22 protein-coding genes are annotated in these 21,859 nt (G+C 69.2%); 15 read left to right on the top strand and 7 right to left on the bottom strand.

Features of this window, described 5'->3' with window-relative positions; all coding sequences use genetic code 11:
- Positions 1 to 101: 101 nt before the first annotated feature.
- Genes QRN19_RS08390 through QRN19_RS08375 form a run of 4 tightly spaced genes read left to right on the top strand, consistent with a single transcriptional unit; the run spans position 102 to position 4,100 of the window.
- Entirely contained in the window at positions 102 to 848 is a 747-nt protein-coding gene (locus tag QRN19_RS08390; protein ID WP_274500396.1) for a sugar phosphate isomerase/epimerase family protein, read from the top strand.
- Positions 845 to 1,954: a Gfo/Idh/MocA family protein gene (locus tag QRN19_RS08385; protein ID WP_285026307.1), complete on the top strand. Its 1,110-nt coding sequence runs from the start codon at positions 845 to 847 to the stop codon at positions 1,952 to 1,954. Before QRN19_RS08390 ends, QRN19_RS08385 begins: the two co-directional genes overlap by 4 nt.
- Positions 1,951 to 3,069 carry a Gfo/Idh/MocA family protein gene (locus QRN19_RS08380; RefSeq protein ID WP_285026306.1) on the top strand — a complete coding sequence of 373 codons (1,119 nt, stop codon included), beginning with the start codon at positions 1,951 to 1,953 and terminating at the stop codon, positions 3,067 to 3,069. The genes QRN19_RS08385 and QRN19_RS08380 overlap by 4 nt, the downstream gene beginning before the upstream one ends.
- Positions 3,066 to 4,100 carry a sugar phosphate isomerase/epimerase family protein gene (locus QRN19_RS08375; protein ID WP_285026305.1) on the top strand — a complete coding sequence of 345 codons (1,035 nt, stop codon included), beginning with the start codon at positions 3,066 to 3,068 and terminating at the stop codon, positions 4,098 to 4,100. The genes QRN19_RS08380 and QRN19_RS08375 overlap by 4 nt, the downstream gene beginning before the upstream one ends.
- A gap of 66 nt (positions 4,101 to 4,166) precedes the next feature.
- On the opposite strand, the gene QRN19_RS08370 is transcribed toward QRN19_RS08375, so the two are convergent.
- Complete coding sequence (locus QRN19_RS08370) at positions 4,167 to 4,427, bottom strand: thioredoxin domain-containing protein (protein ID WP_064294542.1); 261 nt, start codon at positions 4,425 to 4,427, stop codon at positions 4,167 to 4,169.
- Positions 4,428 to 4,535: 108 nt separating this feature from the next.
- On the opposite strand from QRN19_RS08370, the gene QRN19_RS08365 reads away from it, so the two are divergent.
- Entirely contained in the window at positions 4,536 to 5,393 is an 858-nt protein-coding gene (locus QRN19_RS08365; protein WP_285026304.1) for an NAD-dependent epimerase/dehydratase family protein, read from the top strand.
- A gap of 198 nt (positions 5,394 to 5,591) precedes the next feature.
- Here the strand turns inward: QRN19_RS08365 and QRN19_RS08360 are convergent, their stop codons facing one another.
- The 4 genes from QRN19_RS08360 to QRN19_RS08345 form a co-directional block, all read right to left on the bottom strand.
- The gene (locus QRN19_RS08360) at positions 5,592 to 6,083 is read right to left on the bottom strand and encodes a MarR family winged helix-turn-helix transcriptional regulator (protein ID WP_285026302.1); all 492 of its coding nucleotides are present in this window, start codon (positions 6,081 to 6,083) and stop codon (positions 5,592 to 5,594) included.
- Positions 6,084 to 6,100: 17 nt separating this feature from the next.
- Positions 6,101 to 7,909, bottom strand: a complete 1,809-nt coding sequence (locus QRN19_RS08355; RefSeq protein WP_502928079.1) for an MDR family MFS transporter — start codon at positions 7,907 to 7,909, stop codon at positions 6,101 to 6,103.
- A 227-nt stretch (positions 7,910 to 8,136) separates the two neighbouring features.
- The gene (locus QRN19_RS08350) at positions 8,137 to 8,817 is read right to left on the bottom strand and encodes an ABC transporter ATP-binding protein (RefSeq protein WP_285026301.1); all 681 of its coding nucleotides are present in this window, start codon (positions 8,815 to 8,817) and stop codon (positions 8,137 to 8,139) included.
- A gap of 90 nt (positions 8,818 to 8,907) precedes the next feature.
- Positions 8,908 to 10,434, bottom strand: a complete 1,527-nt coding sequence (locus tag QRN19_RS08345) for an ABC transporter permease (protein ID WP_285026300.1) — start codon at positions 10,432 to 10,434, stop codon at positions 8,908 to 8,910.
- Positions 10,435 to 10,669: 235 nt separating this feature from the next.
- Here QRN19_RS08345 and QRN19_RS08340 point away from each other — a divergent pair, with 235 nt between their 5' ends.
- The 4 genes from QRN19_RS08340 (at position 10,670) to QRN19_RS08325 (ending at position 14,180) form a co-directional block, all read left to right on the top strand.
- On the top strand, positions 10,670 to 11,428 hold the full coding sequence (locus QRN19_RS08340) for a response regulator transcription factor (RefSeq protein ID WP_124767343.1): 759 nt from the start codon (positions 10,670 to 10,672) through the stop codon (positions 11,426 to 11,428).
- Positions 11,425 to 13,020, top strand: a complete 1,596-nt coding sequence (locus QRN19_RS08335; protein ID WP_285026299.1) for a sensor histidine kinase — start codon at positions 11,425 to 11,427, stop codon at positions 13,018 to 13,020. The genes QRN19_RS08340 and QRN19_RS08335 overlap by 4 nt, the downstream gene beginning before the upstream one ends.
- Before the next feature lie 27 nt (positions 13,021 to 13,047).
- Positions 13,048 to 13,668: a phosphoribosylanthranilate isomerase gene (locus QRN19_RS08330; protein WP_285026298.1), complete on the top strand. Its 621-nt coding sequence runs from the start codon at positions 13,048 to 13,050 to the stop codon at positions 13,666 to 13,668.
- Between the two features lie 101 nt (positions 13,669 to 13,769).
- The gene (locus tag QRN19_RS08325; RefSeq protein ID WP_082915920.1) at positions 13,770 to 14,180 is read left to right on the top strand and encodes a DUF5684 domain-containing protein; all 411 of its coding nucleotides are present in this window, start codon (positions 13,770 to 13,772) and stop codon (positions 14,178 to 14,180) included.
- 24 nt (positions 14,181 to 14,204) lie between these two features.
- Here the strand turns inward: QRN19_RS08325 and QRN19_RS08320 are convergent, their stop codons facing one another.
- On the bottom strand, positions 14,205 to 15,362 hold the full coding sequence (locus tag QRN19_RS08320) for an AAA family ATPase (RefSeq protein WP_285026295.1): 1,158 nt from the start codon (positions 15,360 to 15,362) through the stop codon (positions 14,205 to 14,207).
- 320 nt (positions 15,363 to 15,682) lie between these two features.
- Between QRN19_RS08320 and rplJ the strand changes: the two genes are divergently transcribed.
- The 5 genes from rplJ (at position 15,683) to QRN19_RS08295 (ending at position 19,019) form a co-directional block, all read left to right on the top strand.
- A complete protein-coding gene (gene rplJ, locus QRN19_RS08315; protein WP_137243886.1) occupies positions 15,683 to 16,201 on the top strand; it encodes a 50S ribosomal protein L10 in 519 nt (172 codons plus the stop codon).
- 78 nt (positions 16,202 to 16,279) lie between these two features.
- On the top strand, positions 16,280 to 16,666 hold the full coding sequence (gene rplL / locus QRN19_RS08310) for a 50S ribosomal protein L7/L12 (protein ID WP_064294533.1): 387 nt from the start codon (positions 16,280 to 16,282) through the stop codon (positions 16,664 to 16,666).
- A gap of 329 nt (positions 16,667 to 16,995) precedes the next feature.
- On the top strand, positions 16,996 to 17,139 hold the full coding sequence (locus QRN19_RS08305) for a hypothetical protein (protein WP_285026294.1): 144 nt from the start codon (positions 16,996 to 16,998) through the stop codon (positions 17,137 to 17,139).
- A gap of 141 nt (positions 17,140 to 17,280) precedes the next feature.
- Positions 17,281 to 17,742: a MarR family winged helix-turn-helix transcriptional regulator gene (locus QRN19_RS08300; RefSeq protein WP_285026293.1), complete on the top strand. Its 462-nt coding sequence runs from the start codon at positions 17,281 to 17,283 to the stop codon at positions 17,740 to 17,742.
- Positions 17,739 to 19,019 (top strand): MFS transporter, encoded by a 1,281-nt coding sequence (locus QRN19_RS08295; protein WP_285026291.1) that lies wholly within the window; start codon positions 17,739 to 17,741, stop codon positions 19,017 to 19,019. The genes QRN19_RS08300 and QRN19_RS08295 overlap by 4 nt, the downstream gene beginning before the upstream one ends.
- A 130-nt stretch (positions 19,020 to 19,149) precedes the next feature.
- Here the strand turns inward: QRN19_RS08295 and QRN19_RS08290 are convergent, their stop codons facing one another.
- Positions 19,150 to 20,199: a LacI family DNA-binding transcriptional regulator gene (locus tag QRN19_RS08290; RefSeq protein WP_285026289.1), complete on the bottom strand. Its 1,050-nt coding sequence runs from the start codon at positions 20,197 to 20,199 to the stop codon at positions 19,150 to 19,152.
- Positions 20,200 to 20,497: 298 nt separating this feature from the next.
- Between QRN19_RS08290 and QRN19_RS08285 the strand changes: the two genes are divergently transcribed.
- Positions 20,498 to 21,811 (top strand): ABC transporter substrate-binding protein, encoded by a 1,314-nt coding sequence (locus QRN19_RS08285; protein ID WP_285026287.1) that lies wholly within the window; start codon positions 20,498 to 20,500, stop codon positions 21,809 to 21,811.
- Positions 21,812 to 21,859 lie beyond the last annotated feature (48 nt).

The raw sequence follows: 21,859 nt of genomic DNA, 5'->3' as shown, positions 1-21,859 counted from the left end.
CGGCGACCGGTGGGAGACTTTTGTTTGACCACCGACAGAAGTGTGGTTAGCCTGGATCTCGCAGCAGCGGCTGCCTGACACCATCATCATTGAGGAGCATCGTGTCGACTTCCCAACTCTCTGTCCAGCTCTACTCGGTACGGGAGCCGCTCACCGCGGATCGCGCCGCAGCGCTGCAGCGCCTGACCGAGATCGGTTTCCGCCAGGCCGAGCCGTTCGGCTTCGGTCCCGGCGTCAGCCTCCAGGACATCCACGATGCAGGCCTCGCCACCCCGAGCGCGCACGGCAAGGTCATCGCCGACGACATCGACCTGTCGGCGGCCTTCGGCGCGGCGGCCGAGCAGGGCGTGCAGGTCCTCATCGATCCCGCCATCGCCGAGGAGCGCTTCGCCACGGCCGAGACGGTCGCGTCGATCGCCGACGAGCTGAACGCCGCGGCAGCGGTCGCCGCCGGTCACGGGGTCCAGGTGGGCTACCACAACCACTGGTGGGAGCTCGAGGGTGACGTCGCGGGCACCAGCCCGCTCGAGCACCTCGCCGCACTCACCGACCCGGCCGTCGTGTTCGAGGTCGACACCTACTGGGTCGAGGTCGGCGGACGCCGCGCGGTCGACGTCCTCGCCGCGATCGGCGATCGCGTGCGCTTCATCCACGTCAAGGACGGCGACGCCTCACGCGACACGCTGAAGCAGCTGCCAGCGGGTGCCGGGGTCGTCCCGGTGCTCGACATCCTCGCCGCGGCACCGCAGGCCCTGCGCGTCGTCGAGTTCGACGCGTTCGACGGCGACATCTTCCAGGGGCTCGAGCAGAGCTTCACGTACCTCACCACGAACGGAGTCCAGGCATGAGCAACAGCACCGGAACGGTCGGTGTCGGCCTCATCGGCGCCGGCGTCATCAGCGACCAGTACCTCAGCAACCTGGTCACCTTCCCCGACCTCGACGTCCGGTTCGTCGCGGACCTCGACCTCGAGCGGGCGAAGACGCAGGCCGAGAAGTACGGGGTGCCCGGCCACGGTTCGGTCGCCGAGCTCCTGGCCGACCCCGAGATCGAGATCGTCGTCAACCTGACCATCCCGAAGGTCCACGTCGAGGTCGCCATGCAGATCCTCGACGCCGGCAAGCACGTGTGGAGCGAGAAGCCCTTCGCGCTCGACCGCGAGAGCGGGCAGGCCCTGCTCGCCGCCGCGAAAGAGAAGGGGCTCCGCGTCGCCACGGCACCGGACACCTTCCTCGGCGCCGGCATCCAGTCCGCCCGCCGCCTCGTCGAGGCCGGCGGCATCGGCCAGCCCCTCACCGCGCTGACCCTCATGCAGAGCCCCGGCCCGGAGTCGTGGCACCCGAACCCCGACTTCCTGTTCCAGGATGGTGCCGGCCCGCTCTTCGACATCGGCCCGTACTACATCACGGCGCTCGTGCAGCTGTTCGGGCCGGTCGCCCGGGTCACGGCCCTGGCCTCGCAGGCCTTCCCCCAGCGGACGATCGGATCCGGCCCGCGCGCCGGTCAGTCGTTCGACGTGACGGTGCCGACCCACGTGAGCGCCCTCTTCGAGTTCGAGAGCGGCCAGCTCGCGCAGAGCGTCTTCAGCTTCGACTCCAAGCTCGGCCGCACGCAGTTCGAGGTCGCCGGCTCGACCGGCACGCTCGTCGTCCCCGACCCGAACACCTTCGAGGGCGACCTGCTCGTCTACGGCGGTGGCGAGGAGCCCGAGTCGATCCCGTCGACCGGCCCGACGCAGGGCCGCGGAACCGGGGTGGTCGAGCTCGCCCAGGCGATCCGCGCCGGTCGTCCCGAGCGGGCGTCGGGCGAGCTCGCGTACCACGTGCTCGACGTCATGGTCTCGACGGCCGAGTCGGGTCTCAGCCGCACCTCGGTCGACGTCGTCAGCACCGTGGAGCTCGCGCCCGCGCTGCCCGAGTCGTGGACGCCGGCGGACGGCACCTTCGGGGCATGACCGTGGCCGGTCCCGGTATCGCCGTGGTGGGCGGTGGCTTCATGGCCACCGTCCACAGCCGGGCGGCCCGCGCTGCGGGTGCCCGGCTGGTCGGCGTCGTCGCCTCGACGCCCGAACGCTCGCAGGAGGTCGCCGCGAACCTCGGTTTCGAGCGCGGGTACGGCTCGCTCGACGAGCTGCTGGCCGACCCCTCGGTAGACGTGGTGCATGTCTGCACGCCGAACGCGCTCCACGCCGAGCAGGCCCTCGCGGCCATCGCGGCCGGCAAGCACGTCGTCTGTGAGAAACCCCTCGCGACCGACGCCGCGACCGCCGAGCGTCTCGTCACCACCGCCGCGGAGGCCGGTGTCGTCGGCACGGTGCCGTTCGTGTACCGCTTCCACCCGCTCGTCCGGGAGGCCCGGGCGCGCGTCGCCGCGGGTGACCTCGGGACCCTGCTCACGATCAGCGGGTCGTACCTCCAGGACTGGTTGCTCGCGCAGGCCGACGACAACTGGCGGGTCGACTCGGCGGCCGGTGGCCGTTCTCGCGCTTTCGCCGACATCGGTTCGCACCTCGTCGACCTCCTGGAGTTCATCACGGGCGCGCGCATCACCGAGCTGAGTTCGACGGTCCGCACCTTCTTCGCCGAACGCGCGAACACCCCGGAGGTCACGACCGAGGACGCTGCGGCGGTCGTCATCCGGCTCGAGGGCGGCGCGATCGGCACGCTGCTCGTCTCCCAGGTGGCACCGGGTCGGAAGAACCGACTGCACCTCGAGATCGCGGGTACGGAGCTCAGCATCGGCTTCGATCAGGAAGCGCCCGAGACGCTGTGGCTCGGCCGTCGGTCGGGCACGCAGGTGTTGCCTCGCGACGCCGACCAGCTGCACCCCGACGCCGCTCGGCTGTCCATCGTCCCCTCCGGGCATCCGATGGGCTACCAGGACGCCTTCAATGCGTTCGTGGCTGACAGCTACGCGGCGATGGCCGGGCAGTCGCCGGACGGCCTGCCCGTCTTCGCCGACGGACTCCGCACCGCGCGGATCACCGAGGCCGTTCTGGACGCGGCCGACACCGGCCGCTGGGAAGCGATCACCACCTCCACCGACGACGAGACGAGGATCACCGCATGACCGACACCACCGACAAGACCTACGCCAGCCGCCTCCCGGTGACCCTGTTCACCGGACAGTGGGCGGACCTCCCCTTCGAAGAGGTCGCCCGCCTCGCCGCCTCCTGGGGCTACGACGGCCTCGAGATCGCGGCCTCGGGCGACCACCTCGACCTCAAGCGCGCGGATGAGGACGACGCCTACCTGCGGTCCCGCCTCGACATCCTCGACCGGCACGGCCTCGAGGTCTTCGCGATCTCGAACCACCTCACCGGCCAGGCCGTGTGCGACGACCCGATCGACTTCCGCCACCAGGCGATCGTGCGTGACTACACCTGGGGCGACGGCGACGCGGAGGGGGTGCGGCAGCGGGCGGCCGAGGACATGAAGCGGTCCGCGAGGGTCGCGCGCAAGCTGGGCGTCGACACGGTCGTCGGCTTCACGGGGTCGAAGATCTGGCAGTACTCCGCGATGTTCCCACCGGTGCCGGCCGCCGTCATCGACGCCGGGTACGAGGACTTCGCGACCCGTTGGAACCCGATCCTCGACGTCTTCGACGCCGAAGGTGTCCGCTTCGCACACGAGGTGCACCCGTCCGAGATCGCCTACGACTACTGGACGAGTGTCCGCACCCTCGAGGCGATCGACCACCGCCCGGCGTTCGGCTTCAACTGGGACCCGTCGCACATGATGTGGCAGGGCGTCGACCCGGTCGGGTTCATCGTCGAGTTCGCGAACCGGATCTACCACGTCGACTGCAAGGACACGCGGATCCGGCCGGCCACCGGTCACGCCGGCATCGTCGGCTCGCACCTGCCCTGGGGCGACCCGCGACGCGGTTGGGACTTCGTGTCGACCGGTCACGGCGACGTGCCGTGGGAGGACGCGTTCCGTGCCCTGTCGAGCATCGGCTACGCCGGTCCGATCTCCATCGAGTGGGAGGACGCGGGCATGGACCGCCTGCACGGTGCCGAGGAGGCCGTCGGGTACATCCGGAACCTGCTCTGGAAGCTGCCCGAGCAGTCGTTCGACGCGGCGTTCAGCACCCAGTAGCCCCGGTCCCTGAGCTGCCTCTTCGGTCCCTGAGCCGCCTGTTCGGTCCCTGAGCCTGTCGAAGGGCTACAACGCCTTCGCCGCCGCGACGAGCACCTGGTTGAGCGTGGGCGCACCGGTCGCGCGGAACACCTCGGTGCCGTCGTCGGCGGTGATGATGACCGTCGGGGTGGAACGGATGCCGTCGGCCTCCGCCTCCGCCGAACGGAAGGCGACGTCGCGTTCCTCGACGACGGCGCCGGCCACGAGCGCCGGGACCTCGGCCAGGACGGCGCGAGCCTGCATGCAGGGGGCACAGAACGCGGAGGTGTACAGGGTGAGCTTCACGTCTCCTGCAACGCGACCCGGCGGTCGACCATTCCGCTTCGGTCGCGGGATCCTGGGGGAGTTGTCAATCGTCCGCACGATCTCGGGTTGATGGACCAGGATGGCGTCATGAGAATCGCAGTGACGGGAGGCTCGGGCAAGCTCGGGCGAACAGTGGTCGGCCATCTTCGGGAGCACGGTCACCTGGTGGTCAACCTCGACCAGGCGGGAGAGCGCGGTGACGGCTTCGTCCGCATCGACCTGCGTGACGCGGGCCAGGTGTTCGACGCCCTCACCGGTGTCGACGAGCAGGCGCCGGACGGGTTCGACGCGGTCGTCCACCTGAGCGCCATCCCCGCGCCCGGGCTCTCGACGAACACCGCGACCTTCCAGAACAACATCCTCAGCACGTACAACGTGTTCAACGCCGCCATCAAGGCCGGCATCACGAACATCGTCACGGCGTCGAGCGAGACCGTCCTGGGGCTGCCGTTCGACACCCCGCCGCCCTACATCCCCGTCGACGAGGCCTACGCCGCCCGACCCGAGTCGACGTACTCGCTGTCGAAGCACCTTGAGGAGCAGTTGGCGATCGAGCTCACGCGGTGGCACCCCGAGCTCAAGATCATCGCCCTCCGCTTCTCCAACGTGATGGACGAGGCCGACTACGCGGCGTTCCCGTCGTTCGACGCCGACGCCACCCTCCGCAAGTGGAACCTCTGGGGCTACATCGACGGCCGTGACGGCGCCCAAGCCGTGCGGCTCGCGCTCGAGCACCAGGCCACGGGGTTCGACCGGTTCATCATCGCGGCGGCCGACACGGTCATGTCGCGCGACAACGTCGAGCTCGTCGCAGAGGTCTTCCCGGACGTCCCCGTCACCGGTGACATCGCCGGCAACGGGACGCTGCTGTCGATCGACCACGCCCGCGAGGTCCTCGGGTACGACCCGAAGCACAGCTGGCGCGACGCCCCTTCAGCCCCCTGACGGTTCACAATTCAGGACGGCCCCGGCCAGTCGCCCGCCGGCTTGCTCCTGAGCCGCCGACGCGCCGCGGGCGTCCTGAGTTGTGAACCGGACAGGGTGACGTTCACAACTCAGGACGCCTACGGCGTGTTCCGACCTCGCGACGGGTAGCCGGCGCGACGCGCCGCGGGCGTCCTGAATTGTGAACAGCACTCCCGGTCAGAGGGCGCCGTTGAGCTTCGCGAGGAGTTCGGCGAGCCGCCGCACCTCGTCCTCGTCCCAGGACGAGAGCTGCTGGTAGAGCATCGCCTGGTCGCTGGCCCGTGTCGACTCCATCCGGCGCTCACCTTCGGCGGTCGCGACGACGAGGCTCGCCCGGCCGTCCTCGGGGTCCGGCGTCCTCGTCACGAGGCCGAGCGTCTCCAGCTGGTGGATGAGGCGACTCACCGCGCTCTTGTCGGTCGCGAGCATCTCGGCCAGGGCACCGGCGCGGATCGCTCCGGAGCGCGAGACCATGCTGAGCAACTTGTAGCCGGCCGGCTGGAGTCCGGGGGAGATCCGCTCGGCGCGGTCGCGGATGCCGTTGCGGATGCGGTTGACGAGGAGCGCGAACTGCTCCTCCACGGCACCGATCGCGAGGTCGTGCGCGGTGCCGGCCGCTGCGTCGTCGGCAGCGGCCGGCCCGGCCTGGGCGTCGTGATCGATGGACATCGTTCGCATTGTACGGACTAGCGGCCGTGCCGGGGGCTGTGCGTGTCGGCCTCCGTGCCGCTGTCCGTGTCGGCGGTCTCGTCCCGTCCTCGCTCGAGTCGGGTGTCCGCCTCGCCACCGATTATGGCCTCGGCGACGTCGAGCGCGCCGGTCGCGAAGGACTGGGTCGACGTGGACGCGGTGGCCGTCGTGACGGACCCGGTGGCCGCGCCGACGAGGGCGGGCTCCGCGGGACCCTGCTCGGCCATGCGCTGGACGGCGTTCTTCGACCCGAGCTTCTTGTTGGGCAGGAAGATCACGGCGATGATCGTCAGGATCGCGAGCGGTGCGGCGACGAGGAAGATGTCGGCCACCGCGTCACCGTAGACGGACTCGATGATGGTCCGCACCGACTCGGGCAGCGTGCTCACCTTCGGGATCGTGCCGCTGGAGAGCGTCTCGGCGATCTTGGCGCCGGGAGCACCGAGGGCGACGATGGCCGCCTGCAGGTCGTCCTGGCGGTCGGCGAGCATGTCGGTGACCTTCGTCGCGAGCACCGAGCCCATGACCGAGACGCCGATCGTGCCGCCGAGGCTGCGGAAGAACGCGACACCGGCGCTCGCCGTCCCCAGCTGCTGCGGCAGGACGTCGTTCTGGACCACGAGCACGAGGTTCTGCATCACCATGCCGACGCCGGCGCCGAGGACGAACATGTACACGGAGACGAGCACGTAGTTCGTGTCGTAGTGGATCGTGCTCATGAGGAAGAGGCCGACGGTGAGGAGGATCGAACCCACGATGAGGTACGGCTTCCAGTGGCCGAAGCGGGAGATGAACTGTCCGACCACGATGGAGGCGATCAGCAGGCCACCGATCATCGGGAGCGTGAGCAGGCCCGACTCGGTCGGCGTCGCGCCACGCGCCAGCTGCATGTACTGGCTGAGGAACACCGAGGTGCCGAACATCGCCACGCCCACCGAGATGCTCGCGATGACGGCGAGGGTGAAGGTGCGGTTCTTGAACAGCGACATCGGGATGATCGGCTCGTCGACCTTGATCTCGACGATGACCGCGGCGGCGAGCAGGAGGACGGAGATGCCCACCATGACGAGCGTCGTGAAGCTCGCCCACTCGAACTGCGTCCCCGCCAGGGTGACCCAGATGAGCAGCAGCGAGACACCGCCGGCGATGAGAGCGGCGCCCAGGTAGTCGATCTTGACCTTGCCCACCTTCCGCTTCGGGAGGTGGAGCGTGCGCTGCAGCAGGAAGATCGCCGCGATCGCGAAGGGCACGCCGACGAAGAAGTTCCAGCGCCAGCCGAGCGAGTCGGTGAGGAGTCCGCCGAAGAGCGGGCCGCCGACCGTGCCGACCGCCATGACCGCACCGAAGAGGCCCATGTACCGGCCACGCTCGCGCGGGCTGATGATGTCGGCCATGATGATCTGGCTGAGCGCCGTGAGTCCACCGGCGCCGAGACCCTGCAGGACGCGGAAGCCGATGAGCGTGCCGGTGTCCTGCGAGAAGCCGGCGAGTGCCGAACCGAGCACGAAGACGCCGAGCGCCAGCTGGATGAGCAGCTTGCGGTTGAAGAGGTCGGCGAACTTGCCCCAGATGGGCGTCGAGACGGTGGTGGCGAGCAACGTGGCCGTGACGACCCAGGTGAACGCCGTCTGGTCGCCGTTCAGGTCGGAGATGATCCGGGGGAGGGACGTGGAGACGACGGTTCCGGCGAGGATCGACACGAACATGCCGAGGAGGAGGCCGGAGAGGGCCTCGAGCACCTGGCGATGCGTCATGCCGTTGTCCGCGCGAGCGGGCGTGGCGGGTGTTGAGGTGGTGTGTGACATGGGCTCCGCGATCGTGATGACGTCAGCTAGTTGATATGCGTCAACTATATGAGAAGTAGTTGATCAGTGTCAACCAATCGCGGTGGCGGGGTATTCCCGTCGCCCTTCGACAGGCTCAGGGGCCGGGGAGGGGCGGCTCAGGGACCGGGGAGGGGCGGCTCGGGGACCGGGGTGGGGCGGCTCGAGGAGCGGATGGGAGCCGCTCCCCGAGCCTGCCGAGGGGCCGGTCAGCGCCGCGTCGTGACGTCCTTGAGTTTCCCGTTCGCGAGGTGCAGACGCCGCTCGGCGCGCTTGGCGACCGCGGTGTCGTGCGTCACCACCACGACCGTGAGTCCGCGGTCGCGCCACAGGCCCTCGAGGAGGTCCATGATCTCGTCGCGGGTCTCCTCGTCGAGGTTGCCGGTCGGTTCGTCGGCGAGCAGCACCTCGGGCTCCTTGACGAGCGCACGGGCGATCGCGACCCGCTGCTGCTGCCCGCCCGACAGCTCGGTGGGGAGGTGCGAACCGCGCTCCGCGAGTCCGACGGACGCGAGTGCCGCACGAGCCCTGGTCTCGCGTTCGGCCCGCGGGGTGCCGATCGGGACGAGGGCCATCTCGACGTTCTCCTGTGCCGTCAGCGTCGGGATGAGGTTGAATCCCTGGAACACGAAGCCGATCTCCGTGGCGCGGATCCTGCCGAGCTTCGTCTCGCTGAGCGTCGAGAGGTCGTCGCCGGCGAGGGAGATGCTGCCGGCGGTCGGTCGGTCCAGCGCGCCGAGCATCTGGAGGAGCGTCGACTTGCCGCCGCCGGTCGGGCCTTGGATGGCGACGAGCTGGCCGTCGGGGATCTCGAGGTCGACGCCGTCGAGCGCGGTGACGGAGCGCTTCGCCTGGCGGTACTGCTTGGTGAGGCCGGTGATCGTGTACATGGGGTCCTTCGTTCTGCTGGTCGGAGTGAGGAATGGGGCCGCCGGATGGTCGCGGGGGAGACGACCACCCGGCGGCGTCTGGTGCGTCGCCTAGGCGACGGAGCGGAGTGCCTCGGCCGGACGGAGCCGTGAGGCACGCCACCCGCCGATGGCACCGGCGAGCAGCCCGCCGAGGATGGCGATCCCGACGGCGATGACGATGATCCACGCGGTCACGGGGGCCTGGAGGACGATGTCGGTGGTGCTCGCGGCTGCAGCGCCCGGGGCACCGCCGAACCCTCCGGCTGCTCCCGCCGCCACGTCCGACGGCATGCCGGCGGCAGCTCCGGGGCCGCCGAGACCGACATCGGCCGAGGTCGTCGTCGCCGCCGCGCTGAGCGTCGGCGCGACGAGGTTCACGACGAGGATGCCGACGAGGCCGACCGCGACACCGACGGCGCCGCCGATGAGCGACTGCACGACGGATTCACCCGCGACCTGGCCGACGATGCGCCGGTTGCTCCAGCCGATCGCCTTGAGCGTGCCGAACTCGCGGGTCCGGCGCGTGACTCCGGAGATCGTGAACAGGATCGCGATGAGGAACGCTGCGGCGAGCACGATGAGCGACAGCCAGGTTCCGAGGTTCGACACGAGCGTCGACGCCGAGGCGAGCGAGCCGGACACGGTGGACGCGAGGTCCTCCTGGGTGCTCACGGTCGCGTCGGGCAGTGCCGCCTCGATGTCGGTCTGCACCTGTGTGATGTCGGTCGACGAGGCGGCCTGCACGTACACGTGGCTGACCTGGCCGTCGAGTCCGGCGAGCGTCTGCGCGACGTCGAGGGGGATGTAGACGTTCGAAGCGGTCGTGGCGTCGGCTCCGGAGGCGGTCACCGTGCCGACCACGCTGAACGTGGTGCCCGCGATGTCGATCGTGTCGCCGGTGGCGATCCCGGCCTCGGTCGCGTAGGAGGCGTCGAGGACGGCGACGTCCGTGCCCGCGTCGTCGGCTGCGAGCGAGCGACCGTCGCTGAGGGTGACGGCCGAGAGCGGACCGACGGCGTCGCCCGAGGGGTCGAGACCGAGGACGGTGAAGGAGTCGACGCCGAAGGAACTCCCGCCTGCGCCGTCCGGACCGCCCTGCGGCGGGGTCGCACCGGTCGCATCGCCGCCGGGGACGCCCGCCGCCCCATCGGATCCCTGCGCCTGGGAGAAGTCGGGCAGCTCACCGGTGAAGGTCGTGTTCGTGAGCGACAGGGTGGCTGCCGCGGCTTCGACGTCGGCGACGTCGGTGATCGTGCCGAGCGCCGTCGCGTCGAAGGTCGAGGTGCCGCGCGCCGCCTCGAGCCGCGACTGGTTGACGGTCGTCGTCCCGTCGCTCGTCGACCCGTCGCCCGACCCGAAGTCGAAGTTCTGGCCGGGGCCGCCGCCGTCCGTCGGTGCCTCGGCGGCCTGACTCACCGTGATGTCCGTTCCGACCCCGTAGACCGATTCCAGCACCGACGCCTGCGCCGTCTTCACGCCGGCAGCGACCGAATTGACGAGGATCACGAGGGCGATGGCGAGCGCCATCCCGATGGCGATGATGATGGTCTGTTTGCGACGACCGACGAGTTCCCGCCGGAGATACGTTCCGAACATGTCTGTGTTTCCTTCTGCTCTGGTGCACGTGCCGGCGTCCCCGTTGCGCGACGCCGACGATCCGCACGTCGCGGATGACTCGGACCGGACGCTACGGAGGCCCGCTTGGCCTGCGCCTCGGCGACGCTATGAATCGGCCCAGGCCGCTACGGGCGCGTCGCCGACTCGGGGAGGGCACAGCATCCGTCTGGTCGGTTCATAGACAGCTCATAGGGCGGCGGCCAATACTGAACCCGTGAACATCCCGACCCAGGCGCCCGGTGCCGCGCGAAGCGCACTCAAACGGGCCGACGGCACCGCCGTCCGCGTGCTCGTCGTCGACGACGAGGCCACGCTCACGGACCTCCTGCAGATGGCCCTGCGTTACGAGGGCTGGGAGATCAGGACCGCCGCCGACGGCCGCGAGGCCCTCACGACCGCCCGCGACTTCCGACCGGACGCCATCGTGCTCGACATCATGCTGCCCGACCTGGACGGACTGCAGGTGCTGAACCGCCTGCGGACCTCGGGGAGCGACGTCCCCGTGCTGTTCCTCACCGCCAAGGACTCGCTCGACGACCGCATCGCCGGCCTCACCGCCGGCGGCGACGACTACGTGACGAAACCCTTCAGCCTCGAGGAGGTCGTCGCGCGGCTGCGCGGGCTCATCCGCCGCTCGACCCTGCTGGCCGCGGACGAGTCCGGCCCGGACATCGTGGTCGGCGACCTCGTGCTCAACGAGGACAGCCACGAGGTGACGCGCGACGGCGAGCCCATCGAGCTCACCGCGACCGAGTTCGAGCTGCTGCGGTTCCTCATGCGGAACCCGCGCCGGGTGCTGAGCAAGGCCCAGATCCTCGACCGGGTGTGGAGCTACGACTTCGGTGGTCGAGCGAGCGTCGTCGAGATCTACATCTCCTACCTGCGGAAGAAGATCGACGCCGGACGCGAGCCCATGATCCACACCGTGCGCGGTGCCGGCTACATGTTGAAGATCCCGACGGTCGGTTCGTGACCACGAGCGCCCCCGTCACCGACCCGGCAGCGACGACCCCCGGTTCCACCCACCCCAAGCGGGCTCCATGGACGCTCCGTCGACGTCTCATGGTCGTCGTCGTCGGCCTCCTCGCCCTCGGCAGCGCCGTCGTCGGCGTCGCGAGCGCGGTGGCGGTGAGCGGCCTCCTCACCGAAGGCGTCGACAACCAGCTCACGAAGGCCGCGGAGCGGATCGTCGACTACGGCCGGAACGGTCAACTCCCCGCGCCGGAATCCATCCCCGACGCTGCGATCCCGGACGGCTACGGCGGTGGCTCGGGCACGCGCGAACCTCCCGCCTTCATCGGCGCTCCGGGCCTCGGCCCCGGCGCACTGGGGGCGATCGTCGTCGACGGCACCATCGTCAACGCCGGATACCTCAACGCCGACGGCAGCACGGTCCCGTGCACGGAGAGCCAGGACGCCATGATCCTCACGGTGTCGGCGGGCGACCGACCGTCGACCATCGACCTCGGGGAGCACCTCGGCGAGTATCGTGTCGTCGCCGTCACCGACGCGAGCGGCGCGACGAGGATCATCGGGCTCCCGCTCGCCGAGGTCACCTCGACGGTCATGCAGCTCGTCACCCTCATCGCGATCATGAGCGTCGTGGTCCTGCTGCTCGCCGGGCTGGCCGCGTTCGCGATCGTGCGGTACTCGCTCCGCCCGCTCGACCGGGTCGTCGCGACGGCCGCGGTCGTCGCCGAGCTGCCCCTCGACCGCGGTGAGGTGGCGCTCGCCGTCCGGGTACCGGAGTCGGACACCGACCCGCGAACCGAGGTCGGACGCGTCGGATCGGCGATCAACCGCATGCTCGGGCACGTCTCGTCCGCGCTGAACGCGCGGCAGGCGAGCGAGAACAAGGTTCGCCGGTTCGTCTCGGACGCGAGCCACGAGCTCCGGACCCCGCTGGCGTCCATCGCCGGATACTCGGAACTCGCCGCCCGGAAGTCGGACGCGCTGCCGGAGGACGTCACCCACTCGCTCGGGCGGATCCGCTCCGAGGCCGGTCGCATGACCACGATCGTCGAGGACCTGTTGCTGCTGGCGCGGTTGGACGAGGGACGCGAACTCGCGAAGCGCCCCGTCGACCTCACCGAACTCGTCATCCACACCGTCGGCGACGCCCACGTCGCCGGGCCGGACCACGTGTTCGAACTCGACTTCCCCGAGGAGCCCGTCCTCGTCACGGGTGACGCGTCCCGGCTGCAACAGGTGATCGTCAACCTGCTGGCCAACGCGCGGACCCACACGCCCGCCGGGACGACCGTGCGGACGGGTCTCGCGGTCGAGAGCGGTCCTGCGGGCGAGATCGCCGTACTGACCGTCTCGGACGACGGCCCCGGCATCGACCCTGCGCTGCAGCCCAACCTCTTCGAGCGCTTCGTCCGCGGTGACGACTCCCGCTCCCGGGCCACGGGGAGCACCGGCCTCGGGCTCGCGATCGTGCACGCCGTCGTGACAGCGCACCACGGCACCGTCAGATGCGAGAGTGCACCAGGACGGACGGTGTTCCGCGTGGAGCTGCCGGCCGTCGTCACCCCGGACGTCCTCGTCCCGACGGCGGAGTGATCCGTGCGGCCGGGTAGCGTGGTCCCCATGTGGGTGAAGGTGTGCGGTCTGTCCGAGGCATCCGACGTCGCTGCGGCGGTCGACGCCGGCGCCGACGCGATCGGATTCGTCTTCGCGCCGGGGTCGCCCCGGACCGTCGAGCCCGAACGCGTCGCCTCGCTGCTCGCCGACGTCCCCGAGTCGGTCCTCACGGTCGGCGTCTTCCGGCGCCAGTCCGTCGAGGAGGTCTCGCGGATCGCCGGTGCCGCTGGTGTGCAGGCCGTCCAGCTCCACGGCGACGAACCACCCGAGGCCTTCCACGAGCTGCAGGCCATGGGGTGGCGGACGCTCCGGGCGACCTCGGCGGTGCACTACGCCTCCGAGAACGCCGCCGAGCGCGCCGCCTACGCCGAGGAGCTGCTGCTCCTCGATGCACCGGACCCGGGAGCCGGGAAGACCTTCGACACGATCGCCCTGGTGGCGAACCCACCCACCCGCACCTGGATCCTCGCCGGCGGGCTCACCCCGGAGAACGTCCAGGGCCTCGTCGCGGAACTCCGCCCATGGGGGGTCGACGTGTCCAGCGGGGTCGAGTCATCGCGCGGAGTGAAGTCGCCGGAGCTCATCCGGTCGTTCGTGCACGCCGCCCGAACCGCCCGGGCCGTCTGAGCGTCCGAGGGACACCCGCTGGTCCGGGGCGTGACCCGCACGCTACATTCGTCGGATGAGGCGGTCGGTCGACCGCGATGACGACAAGGAGCGCCACCACCGTGTTCGACACCATCCTGCTCGCCGCCGACGACAACGGTCGTGCCGCCATCGAGTTCATGAACGCCCCCGCCAACGTGTTCGGCGGCATCATCGGCTACGCCCTGTTCGTCGCGTCCGTCTGGGGGATGTTCGAGAAGTCGGGCCGCTCCGGCTGGACCGCGATCATCCCGATCTACAACTGGTACGTCGTCGTGAAGCTCGCCGGCTTCACGGGAGCGGCGACCATCCTCTACTTCATCCCGCTCGTGAACATCGTGTTCGGTTGGATCGTCGGATGGCACATCGGCAAGCAGTTCGACAAGAGCACGGTGTTCCGGATCTTCGGGCTCATCCTGTTCCAGCTGATCGGCTTCTTCATCCTCAGCTACGGTTCGGACCGCTACCTGGGCAAGCAGGCCGACCGCGCCTAGACGGCGGTCACCGGGGCCGGACACTCACCGCGACGGCCAGGCCCACGGCGGCGTCGACAGCAGGCCCTGATCCTGGACGGTCGTCTCGCCGAGTCGCTTCACCAGCCGGTGCTCGTGCACCTCGCCGGCGTCGAGCATGGCCTCGATGAGCGGGCGGGCGTGGGAGACGACCACGAGCTGGGTATCGGCGCTCGCCGCCGTGATGAGCCGGGCGAGCTGCGGCAGGAGGTCGCCGTGCAGGCTCGTCTCCGGCTCGTTCAGCACCATGAGCTCGGGCGGGCGAGGCGTGAGGAGCGCCGCGACGAGCAGCAGGTAGCGGAGCGTGCCGTCGGACAGCTCGCCGGCCGAGAGCGGACGGAGCATCCCGGGCTGTTCGAGCTCCAGTCGGAACACCCCGTCGTCGGCGCGCACGCGCAGCACGCTGCCGGGGAACGCGTCGTCGACGGCGGCGTCGAGCCGGTCCCGTCCGCCGGACTCGATGATCGTCTGCACCGCGGCGGCGAGGTCCGCGCCGTCGTGGCCGAGGATCGGCGTCCTCGTGCCGACCTGCGGCGCACGTGCGGGGGCCTCGCGGTCGGTCCGGAACTGGTCGTAGAACCGCCAGCCGCGCACCTGGCCGCGCACACGGAGGACCTCGGGCGTCGCGTCGGCGTCCGAGAACTCGGTGAGGATGCTCTCCGAGCTGCCGAGCGTTCGACCGATCGGACGCCAGGAGCCGTCGCGGACGCGGACCGCCGGACCGTGCCGGTCGACGAGGAGGCTGCTCGGTTTGGCCAGTGCGCCGGCGAAGATCTGCTCCCGCTTGATCTCGGGGTCGCGGCCGAACAGCGTCGTGGACGGTTGCGGGATCCCGAGGTCGATGAGATAGCCGAGCGTGTCCGTCGCGAACCCGAGTCGCAGGCCGATCGGACCCGAGCGGCGCGTGCCCTGGACCGGGACGGAGCCGTCGACCATGGCCCGACTCACGTGCTCGGGGCCGGCCCAGAGCGTCGAGGAGAGTCCGCCGTCGCGCGCGAGGGATCCGACGACATCGCCGTCGCCCGCACTCGCGAGGAGTCGGAGTGCCCGGTAGAGGTTGGACTTGCCGGTGCCGTTCGCGCCCGTCACGACGTCGAGGCCGTGCAGCGGCAGCACGGTGTCTCGGATGGACCGGTAGCCGGAGATGGCGAGCGTCTGGATCATGGCTCCATGGTGCCCGTCGCCTCGGACATCCGGTCGTATGGTCGTGAGCGCCCGGTGCACGCCTGTCGGAACAGGGCCGGGGGTGTGCTATGGTTGTCGAAACCAAAGACCGCCGGTCATTGTCGCGTGCAAACGAGACAATCGAAGGTTCTCATGACGAGACGTCCAGCGCAGGTGTATGAAGATCTGATCGAGGCTCGCCTCTCCCCAGCTCCGTGCGCTTGCGCCGGAGCTTTTTTCATGCCCGAACCCTTCACCGGCCCGGCGGTTGGTGTGTGCGGCCTCCGCTGCATGCATTCAAGATTCGAAAAGGAGTGGCCATGGCGAACAAGGAAGCCTCGGTTGCCGAACTCACGGAGAAGTTCCAGAGCTCGACCGCCGTTCTGCTGACCGAGTACCGCGGCCTCACTGTTGCTCAGCTCAAGAACCTGCGCAAGAGCATCAGTGCGGACGCAACCTACGCCGTGGTGAAGAACACGCTGACCAAGATCGCGGCGAACAACGCCGGCATCTCGTCGTTCGACGACGAGCTCGCCGGTCCGTCCGCGATCGCATTCGTGCACGGTGACCCAGTCGCCGTCGCGAAGGCTCTTCGTGACTTCGCCAAGGCAAACCCTCTCCTCGTGGTCAAGGGCGGTTACTTCGACGGTAACCCGCTGACCGCTGACGAGGTGCGCAAGCTCGCCGACCTCGAGTCCCGTGAAGTGCTGCTGGCAAAGCTTGCCGGCGCCGTCAAGGCCTCGCTGTTCGGAGCTGCCTACCTCTTCAACGCACCGCTCTCGAAGGCCGTTCGCACGGTCGAGGCGCTGCGCGAGAAGCAGGAGTCCGCGGCCGAGTAATTCGGTTCCGCGAACCATCAACCCCGTATCTGTACGCCGCGTGAAGCGGCTGCAGGGCATGAAACAAGGAGAACAATCATGGCAAAGCTGTCAAACGAAGAACTGATCAACGCGTTCAAGGAGCTCACGCTCATCGAGCTCAGCGAGTTCGTCAAGCTGTTCGAGGAGACCTTCGAGGTCACCGCTGCTGCTCCCGTCGCCGTTGCCGGCCCGGCTGCTGCCGGCGGCGCTGCTGCTGAAGAGGTCGAGGAGAAGTCCGACTTCGACGTCATCCTCGAGGCTGCTGGCGACAAGAAGATCCAGGTCATCAAGACGGTCCGCGAGCTCACCTCGCTCGGCCTCGGCGAGGCCAAGGCTCTCGTCGACGGCGCTCCGGCTGCCGTCCTCGAAGGCGCCAACAAGGAAGCCGCTGACAAGGCGAAGGAAGCCCTCGAGGCTGCCGGCGCCACCGTCACGCTCAAGTAGTCGGTCCCCTGCGGGGGACAACCACTGGGCTGGCGACCGACTCCGTTCGTTCGCCGCTGACGATCGCGGATCTTCCTGAGACGAGTGCTGCATGCACTCGGCAGAGACATCCGTGATCGGAGGGCATCGCCCCCGATTCGTTCGGGAGCGGTGCCCTCCGTCAGTTAACCGGAGGGCCTGCGATTCGTCGCGTCGCTCCACACGGACGCGGATGCTCTGCACCCGTCGACGACGTTCGTCGACGGTTCACGCAGGTATCCGCGTCGTCGTCCCGCTCCCGGTGAGAGTTGGCCGTCGGTGCGGTGCCCGAATCGGGAGAACCCACCACCATGAACACCCACGCACGCTGGCGTGCAACCATCACCTGGATCCGAGCCCAGCTCGCATCCGCCTGCACCGAGTCGGAACGGGCGAGCGACGCCCACCCGCCCGATCCGCGGGTCAGCCAGTCCTTCACCACCTGGATGCGCTGACCCGGTTCACAGTTCAGGACCGCATGGGCGAGTCCCGCCCTGCGGGAGGTTCCCGGTGCCGACGCGCCGGGAGCCTCCTGAATTGTGATCATCGGACCGAGTGTGCAAGTGCATAGCCAGGCTATGTATACTGGGTGGATCATGACCGAGAACCGCACGCATTCATCCCTGCACACCATCCTCGGCGACCTCATCACGGCATCGCACCGGCTCACCCGCCTTGCCGCCCAGGCCACCGGATCCTCCGAATCGCCCGCCGTCTGGCGCACGCTCTCCGTGCTCACCACGGTCGGCCCCGTCCGGGTCGGCGAACTGGCCCGCCAGAGCCGGGTGTCCCAACCCACGATGACGAAGCTCGTGCAGAGCCTCGACGAGCGCGACTGGATCAAGCGGATCGCCGACGTCGACGACCACCGCGCGTGGCTCATCGCCATCGCGCCGAAAGGGACGGCCGCTCTCCTCGCCTGGCGCGACGAGCTGACCGACGCCCTGGAGCCGGCCTTCACCGACCTCGAGGACGACGACCTCGCCGCGATCGCCAGGACGGTCGAGATCATCCAGGCCCGTGTGGCCGTCGAGGTCGCCTCGGAGCTGACGGCATGAGCGCCGACACCGGCGCACGCACGTCCTCCACGCCCACGGCATCGAGCCACGGCCACGGTGCCGGGCTCGGCGGCATCCTCCACCAACCGAAGGCCGTGTGGGCGGTCGCCTTCGCGAGCGTCATCGCCTTCATGGGGATCGGCCTCGTCGACCCGATCCTGCCCGCGATCGCCGAAGACCTCCAGGCGACGCCGACCCAGGCCGAGATGCTCTTCACGAGCTACCTGCTCGTCACCGGTGTGGCCATGCTGTTCACGAGCTGGCTGTCGAGCCGGATCGGCGCCAAGCGCACGCTCCTCATCGGACTCGCGCTCGTCGTCCTGTTCGCGCTCCTCGCAGGCCTGTCCGACTCGGTCGGTGCCGTCATCGGCTTCCGTGCCGGCTGGGGCCTCGGCAACGCGCTCTTCATCTCGACGGCACTCGCCACGATCGTCGGAGCCGCAGCGGGCGGCCGCGCCAACGCGATCATCCTGTACGAGGCGGCACTCGGGCTCGGTATCGCGATCGGTCCGCTGCTCGGTGGTCTCCTCGGTGGCATCGGTTGGAAGTGGCCGTTCTTCGGCACGGCGACCCTCATGGCCGTGGGGTTCATCGCGATCGTCACCCTGCTGAAGACCGAGGGTCCGAAGCCCGCGCCGCTCAAGCTGTCCGCACCGTTCAAGGCGTTGGCGATCCCGTCGCTCGGCATCCTCGCGGCAGCCGCCCTGTTCTACAACATCGGCTTCTTCACGCTCCTCGCGTACTCGCCGTTCCCGCTCGGCCTCGACGCGATGGGGCTCGGGTTCACCTTCTTCGGGTGGGGTGTCGCGCTGGCGATCACGAGCGTGTTCGTCGCGCCGCTGCTCACGGCTCGGATGCGTCGCACTTCGGTGATCAAGCTGGTCCTGCCGCTGCTCGCGCTGGACCTGGTCGCCGCCGGACTCCTCGTGCAGTCCACCGCCGGCCTCATCGTCTGCATCGTCGTCGGCGGACTCCTGCTCGGCGTCATGAACACGGTGCTGACCGAGTCGGTCATGGAGGCGACGGACCTGCCGAGCAACGTCGCATCCTCGGCCTACTCGTCGGTGCGGTTCCTCGGTGGGGCCATCGCGCCGCCGGCCGCCGCCGAGATCGCGAAGCTCCTCTCGCCCGCCGCGCCCTACTACGTCGCCGCAGGCTCGCTCATCATCGCGGTCCTCATCGTCGTCCTCGGGCGCAAGCACCTCGCCCGCGTCGACGGCCCGGTGGAGAGCGAGCTCGACGAGGCCATCGCGATCACCGCAGCCGACGCGAGCTGATCCGACCGGTCACCGCGCCCCACTGACGCGAGCGCCACCCTCCAGGGGCCCGCGCTCGCGTCAGTGGGGCGCGCTCGCGTCAGCGCACCGCGCTGGCGAACCGTGGCGGGGGTGTGCGGCAGGGAGGTCGTCACTCGATGGATTCGGGTCGCGTCGTGGTCTGTCGGATCACCAGGCGGGTCGGCCAGTGCACCTCCGAGACGCTGCTGCCCGAGTCCCCGGCGTCCGGGGCCTGCGCGCGTTGCTCGTCCTCGAGGTCCTGGAGGAGGATCTCGACGGCACGTCGCCCCTGCGCGCGGGGCTCCTGCTCGAAGGTGGTCAGTGCGAACATCTCCGCGTAGGAGTGCCCGTCGATCCCGATGACCGACAGCTCCGCAGGAACGGTGATCCCGAGGCGGCGTGCCGCGATGACGATGCCGATCGCCACCTCGTCCGTCGAGGCGAACACCGCCGTCGGGCGGATCCGTGCGTCCCGCAGCAGCTGCGCGGCGGCCTCGTATCCGCCCGGCAACGAGTGGACCGCGGGCAGGACGTGCACGGCCGAGGTGAGCCCCGCCTCCTCCATCGCCGCCAGGTATCCGGCCAACCGCCTGCCGTGCACGGTGTCCGTCTGCAATTCGGCGTCGTGACCGGTGATGTGGGCGATGCGCGTGTGGCCGAGGGTGATGAGGTGTTCCGTCGCCTCGCGGCCGAGCGCCTGGTCGTCGATGTTGATGGAGTGAGCCCCGCGGATGTTGCCGCCGATCGACACCAGCGGACGGGGGTTGGCGAGCAGACGTGCGATCTCGTCCTGCGAGGCCTCGATCCCGATCGAGATCATGCCGTCGAAGCGCTTGTTCGTGAGGTACGAGTCGAAGATGCGGTCGCGTTCCGGGGAGTCGGGCGGCAGATGGTGGAGCGTCAGGTCGTAGCCCCGCGCACGGAGGGCGCCCTCGGCGCCTTCCAGGACCTCGCCGAAGTACCAGCGGTTGAGGAACGAGGTGAGGACGCCGATGGCCAGCGTGCGTCCGGTGGACAGGCTCGCGGCGATGGGCGAAGCGACGTACCCGATCGTGGCCGCGGCCTGCACGACCCGTTCCCGGGTCTCGGCCGACACGTATCCGCGCCCGGTGAGCGCTCGCGAGGCCGTCGCTTTCGAGACGCCGGCGAGGGCCGCGACATCACTGATGGCACCACTCATGCCGACTCCCTCCGTTGGGTAGCACCACCATAGCGAATCTGGAACAGACCTGGAACTGCCGACTGGAACTGATCCATAACATCTGGAACACGAATGGTCCGCCCGGCCACATGATTTCGGTGGGAGCGCTCTCACTGTCTATTTCGTTATGTTCTCGTGCTTGCATCCTGTCGCCGGGTGAAGTACTTTGACGCATGGAAACGGTTCCGCATCCGGACCGATTCCGCACCAGTGCATCATCGGAACGGCTCGACCCTGGAGACGTTCGAACCTGCAGCACTCAATGAGGAGGACACAGATGAGTTTCATTCGGACCCGCCGAGCGGCCCTGCCGCTGGCCGTCCTGGCCGTCGCGGGCGTCGCGCTCACCGCTTGTTCAGGCGGATCGGGCAGCAGCGGCGGTGGCGACGACGACAAGACCGTCACCATCTACGGGACGATCGCCGACACCGAGGCGAAGCTGCTCGAGGAGAGCTGGGCCGACTTCGAGAAGGACAGCGGCATCACGATCAAGTACGAGTCCTCCAAGGAGTTCGAGTCGCAGATCGGTATCCGCGCCCAGGGTGGTAACCCGCCCGACCTCGCGATCTTCCCGCAGCCCGGCCTCCTGGCCGACCTCGCCAAGCGCGACTACCTGAAGCCCGCGCCCGACAGCGTCAAGGCGAACATCGAGAAGTACTGGTCGAAGGACTGGGCCGCCTACGGCACCGTCAACGACACCGTCTACGGCGCTCCGCTCATGGCGAGCGTCAAGGGCCTCGTCTGGTACCAGCCGGCCAAGTTCAAGGAGTGGGGCGTCGAGGTCCCGAAGACCTGGGACGAGCTGCTCACACTGACCAAGACCATCCAGGAGAAGACTGGTTCCGCACCCTGGTGCGCCGGCTTCGGCTCCGGCGACGCCTCGGGCTGGCCCGGCACCGACTGGATCGAAGACCTCGTCCTGCGCCAGCAGGGCCCGGACGTCTACGACGACTGGGTGGCCAACAAGGTCAAGTTCACCGACCCGAAGATCAAGGAAGCGTTCGACTCGGTCGGCGAGATCCTCAAGAACCCGGAGTACGTGAACGCGAGCTTCGGCGACGTGTCCTCGATCAACTCGACCGAGTTCGGTGACGTCGCTCCGGCGCTCGCCTCCGGTGCCTGCGCACTGCACCACCAGGCGTCGTTCTTCTCCGGCTTCCTCGAGGACGCCGGCGCGACCGTCGCCCCCGACGGTGACGTGTGGGCCTTCGTGACCCCCGGCATCAAGGAAGGCGAGACCGCTGTCACCGGCGGTGGCGAGATCGTCGGCGCGTTCAGCGACGACGAGAGCACCGTCAAGGTCCAGGAGTACCTCTCGAGCCCTGAGTGGGCGAACAAGCGGGTCAAGCTCGGCGGCGTCATCTCCGCCAACAACGGCCTCGACCCGGCGAACGCCTCGACCCCGATCCTCAGCCAGGCGATCGAGATCCTGCAGGACAAGGACACCACGTTCCGCTTCGACGCCTCCGACCTGATGCCCGGTGCCGTCGGTGCCGGAACCTTCTGGAAGGGCCTCGTGAACTGGATCAACGGCGACGAGACCGACCAGGTCCTCAAGGACATCGAAGCCGGCTGGCCCTCCAGCGAGTAATCGATATCCGGAACTGCTGCTCGTGAGCGGGAGCGCTGGAGGGTGATC

It is taken from the genome of Plantibacter sp. ME-Dv--P-122b, from assembly GCF_030209375.1.
Taxonomy (GTDB): Bacteria; Actinomycetota; Actinomycetes; order Actinomycetales; family Microbacteriaceae; genus Plantibacter.
Note: the sequence above shows the minus strand (reverse complement) of the source record. Positions and strands in the feature narration are given on the sequence as shown.

Coding starts and splice junctions, on each gene's coding strand:
- QRN19_RS08385 (WP_285026307.1), top strand. CDS start 845: ATGAGCAACAGCACCGGAACGGTCGGTGTCGGCCTCATCGGCGCCGGC.
- QRN19_RS08380 (WP_285026306.1), top strand. CDS start 1,951: ATGACCGTGGCCGGTCCCGGTATCGCCGTGGTGGGCGGTGGCTTCATG.
- QRN19_RS08375 (WP_285026305.1), top strand. CDS start 3,066: ATGACCGACACCACCGACAAGACCTACGCCAGCCGCCTCCCGGTGACC.
- QRN19_RS08365 (WP_285026304.1), top strand. CDS start 4,536: ATGAGAATCGCAGTGACGGGAGGCTCGGGCAAGCTCGGGCGAACAGTG.
- QRN19_RS08360 (WP_285026302.1), bottom strand. CDS start 6,083: ATGTCCATCGATCACGACGCCCAGGCCGGGCCGGCCGCTGCCGACGAC.
- QRN19_RS08355 (WP_502928079.1), bottom strand. CDS start 7,909: ATGTCACACACCACCTCAACACCCGCCACGCCCGCTCGCGCGGACAAC.
- QRN19_RS08350 (WP_285026301.1), bottom strand. CDS start 8,817: ATGTACACGATCACCGGCCTCACCAAGCAGTACCGCCAGGCGAAGCGC.
- QRN19_RS08345 (WP_285026300.1), bottom strand. CDS start 10,434: ATGTTCGGAACGTATCTCCGGCGGGAACTCGTCGGTCGTCGCAAACAG.
- QRN19_RS08330 (WP_285026298.1), top strand. CDS start 13,048: ATGTGGGTGAAGGTGTGCGGTCTGTCCGAGGCATCCGACGTCGCTGCG.
- QRN19_RS08320 (WP_285026295.1), bottom strand. CDS start 15,362: ATGATCCAGACGCTCGCCATCTCCGGCTACCGGTCCATCCGAGACACC.
- rplJ (WP_137243886.1), top strand. CDS start 15,683: ATGGCGAACAAGGAAGCCTCGGTTGCCGAACTCACGGAGAAGTTCCAG.
- rplL (WP_064294533.1), top strand. CDS start 16,280: ATGGCAAAGCTGTCAAACGAAGAACTGATCAACGCGTTCAAGGAGCTC.
- QRN19_RS08305 (WP_285026294.1), top strand. CDS start 16,996: ATGAACACCCACGCACGCTGGCGTGCAACCATCACCTGGATCCGAGCC.
- QRN19_RS08300 (WP_285026293.1), top strand. CDS start 17,281: ATGACCGAGAACCGCACGCATTCATCCCTGCACACCATCCTCGGCGAC.
- QRN19_RS08295 (WP_285026291.1), top strand. CDS start 17,739: ATGAGCGCCGACACCGGCGCACGCACGTCCTCCACGCCCACGGCATCG.
- QRN19_RS08290 (WP_285026289.1), bottom strand. CDS start 20,199: ATGAGTGGTGCCATCAGTGATGTCGCGGCCCTCGCCGGCGTCTCGAAA.
- QRN19_RS08285 (WP_285026287.1), top strand. CDS start 20,498: ATGAGTTTCATTCGGACCCGCCGAGCGGCCCTGCCGCTGGCCGTCCTG.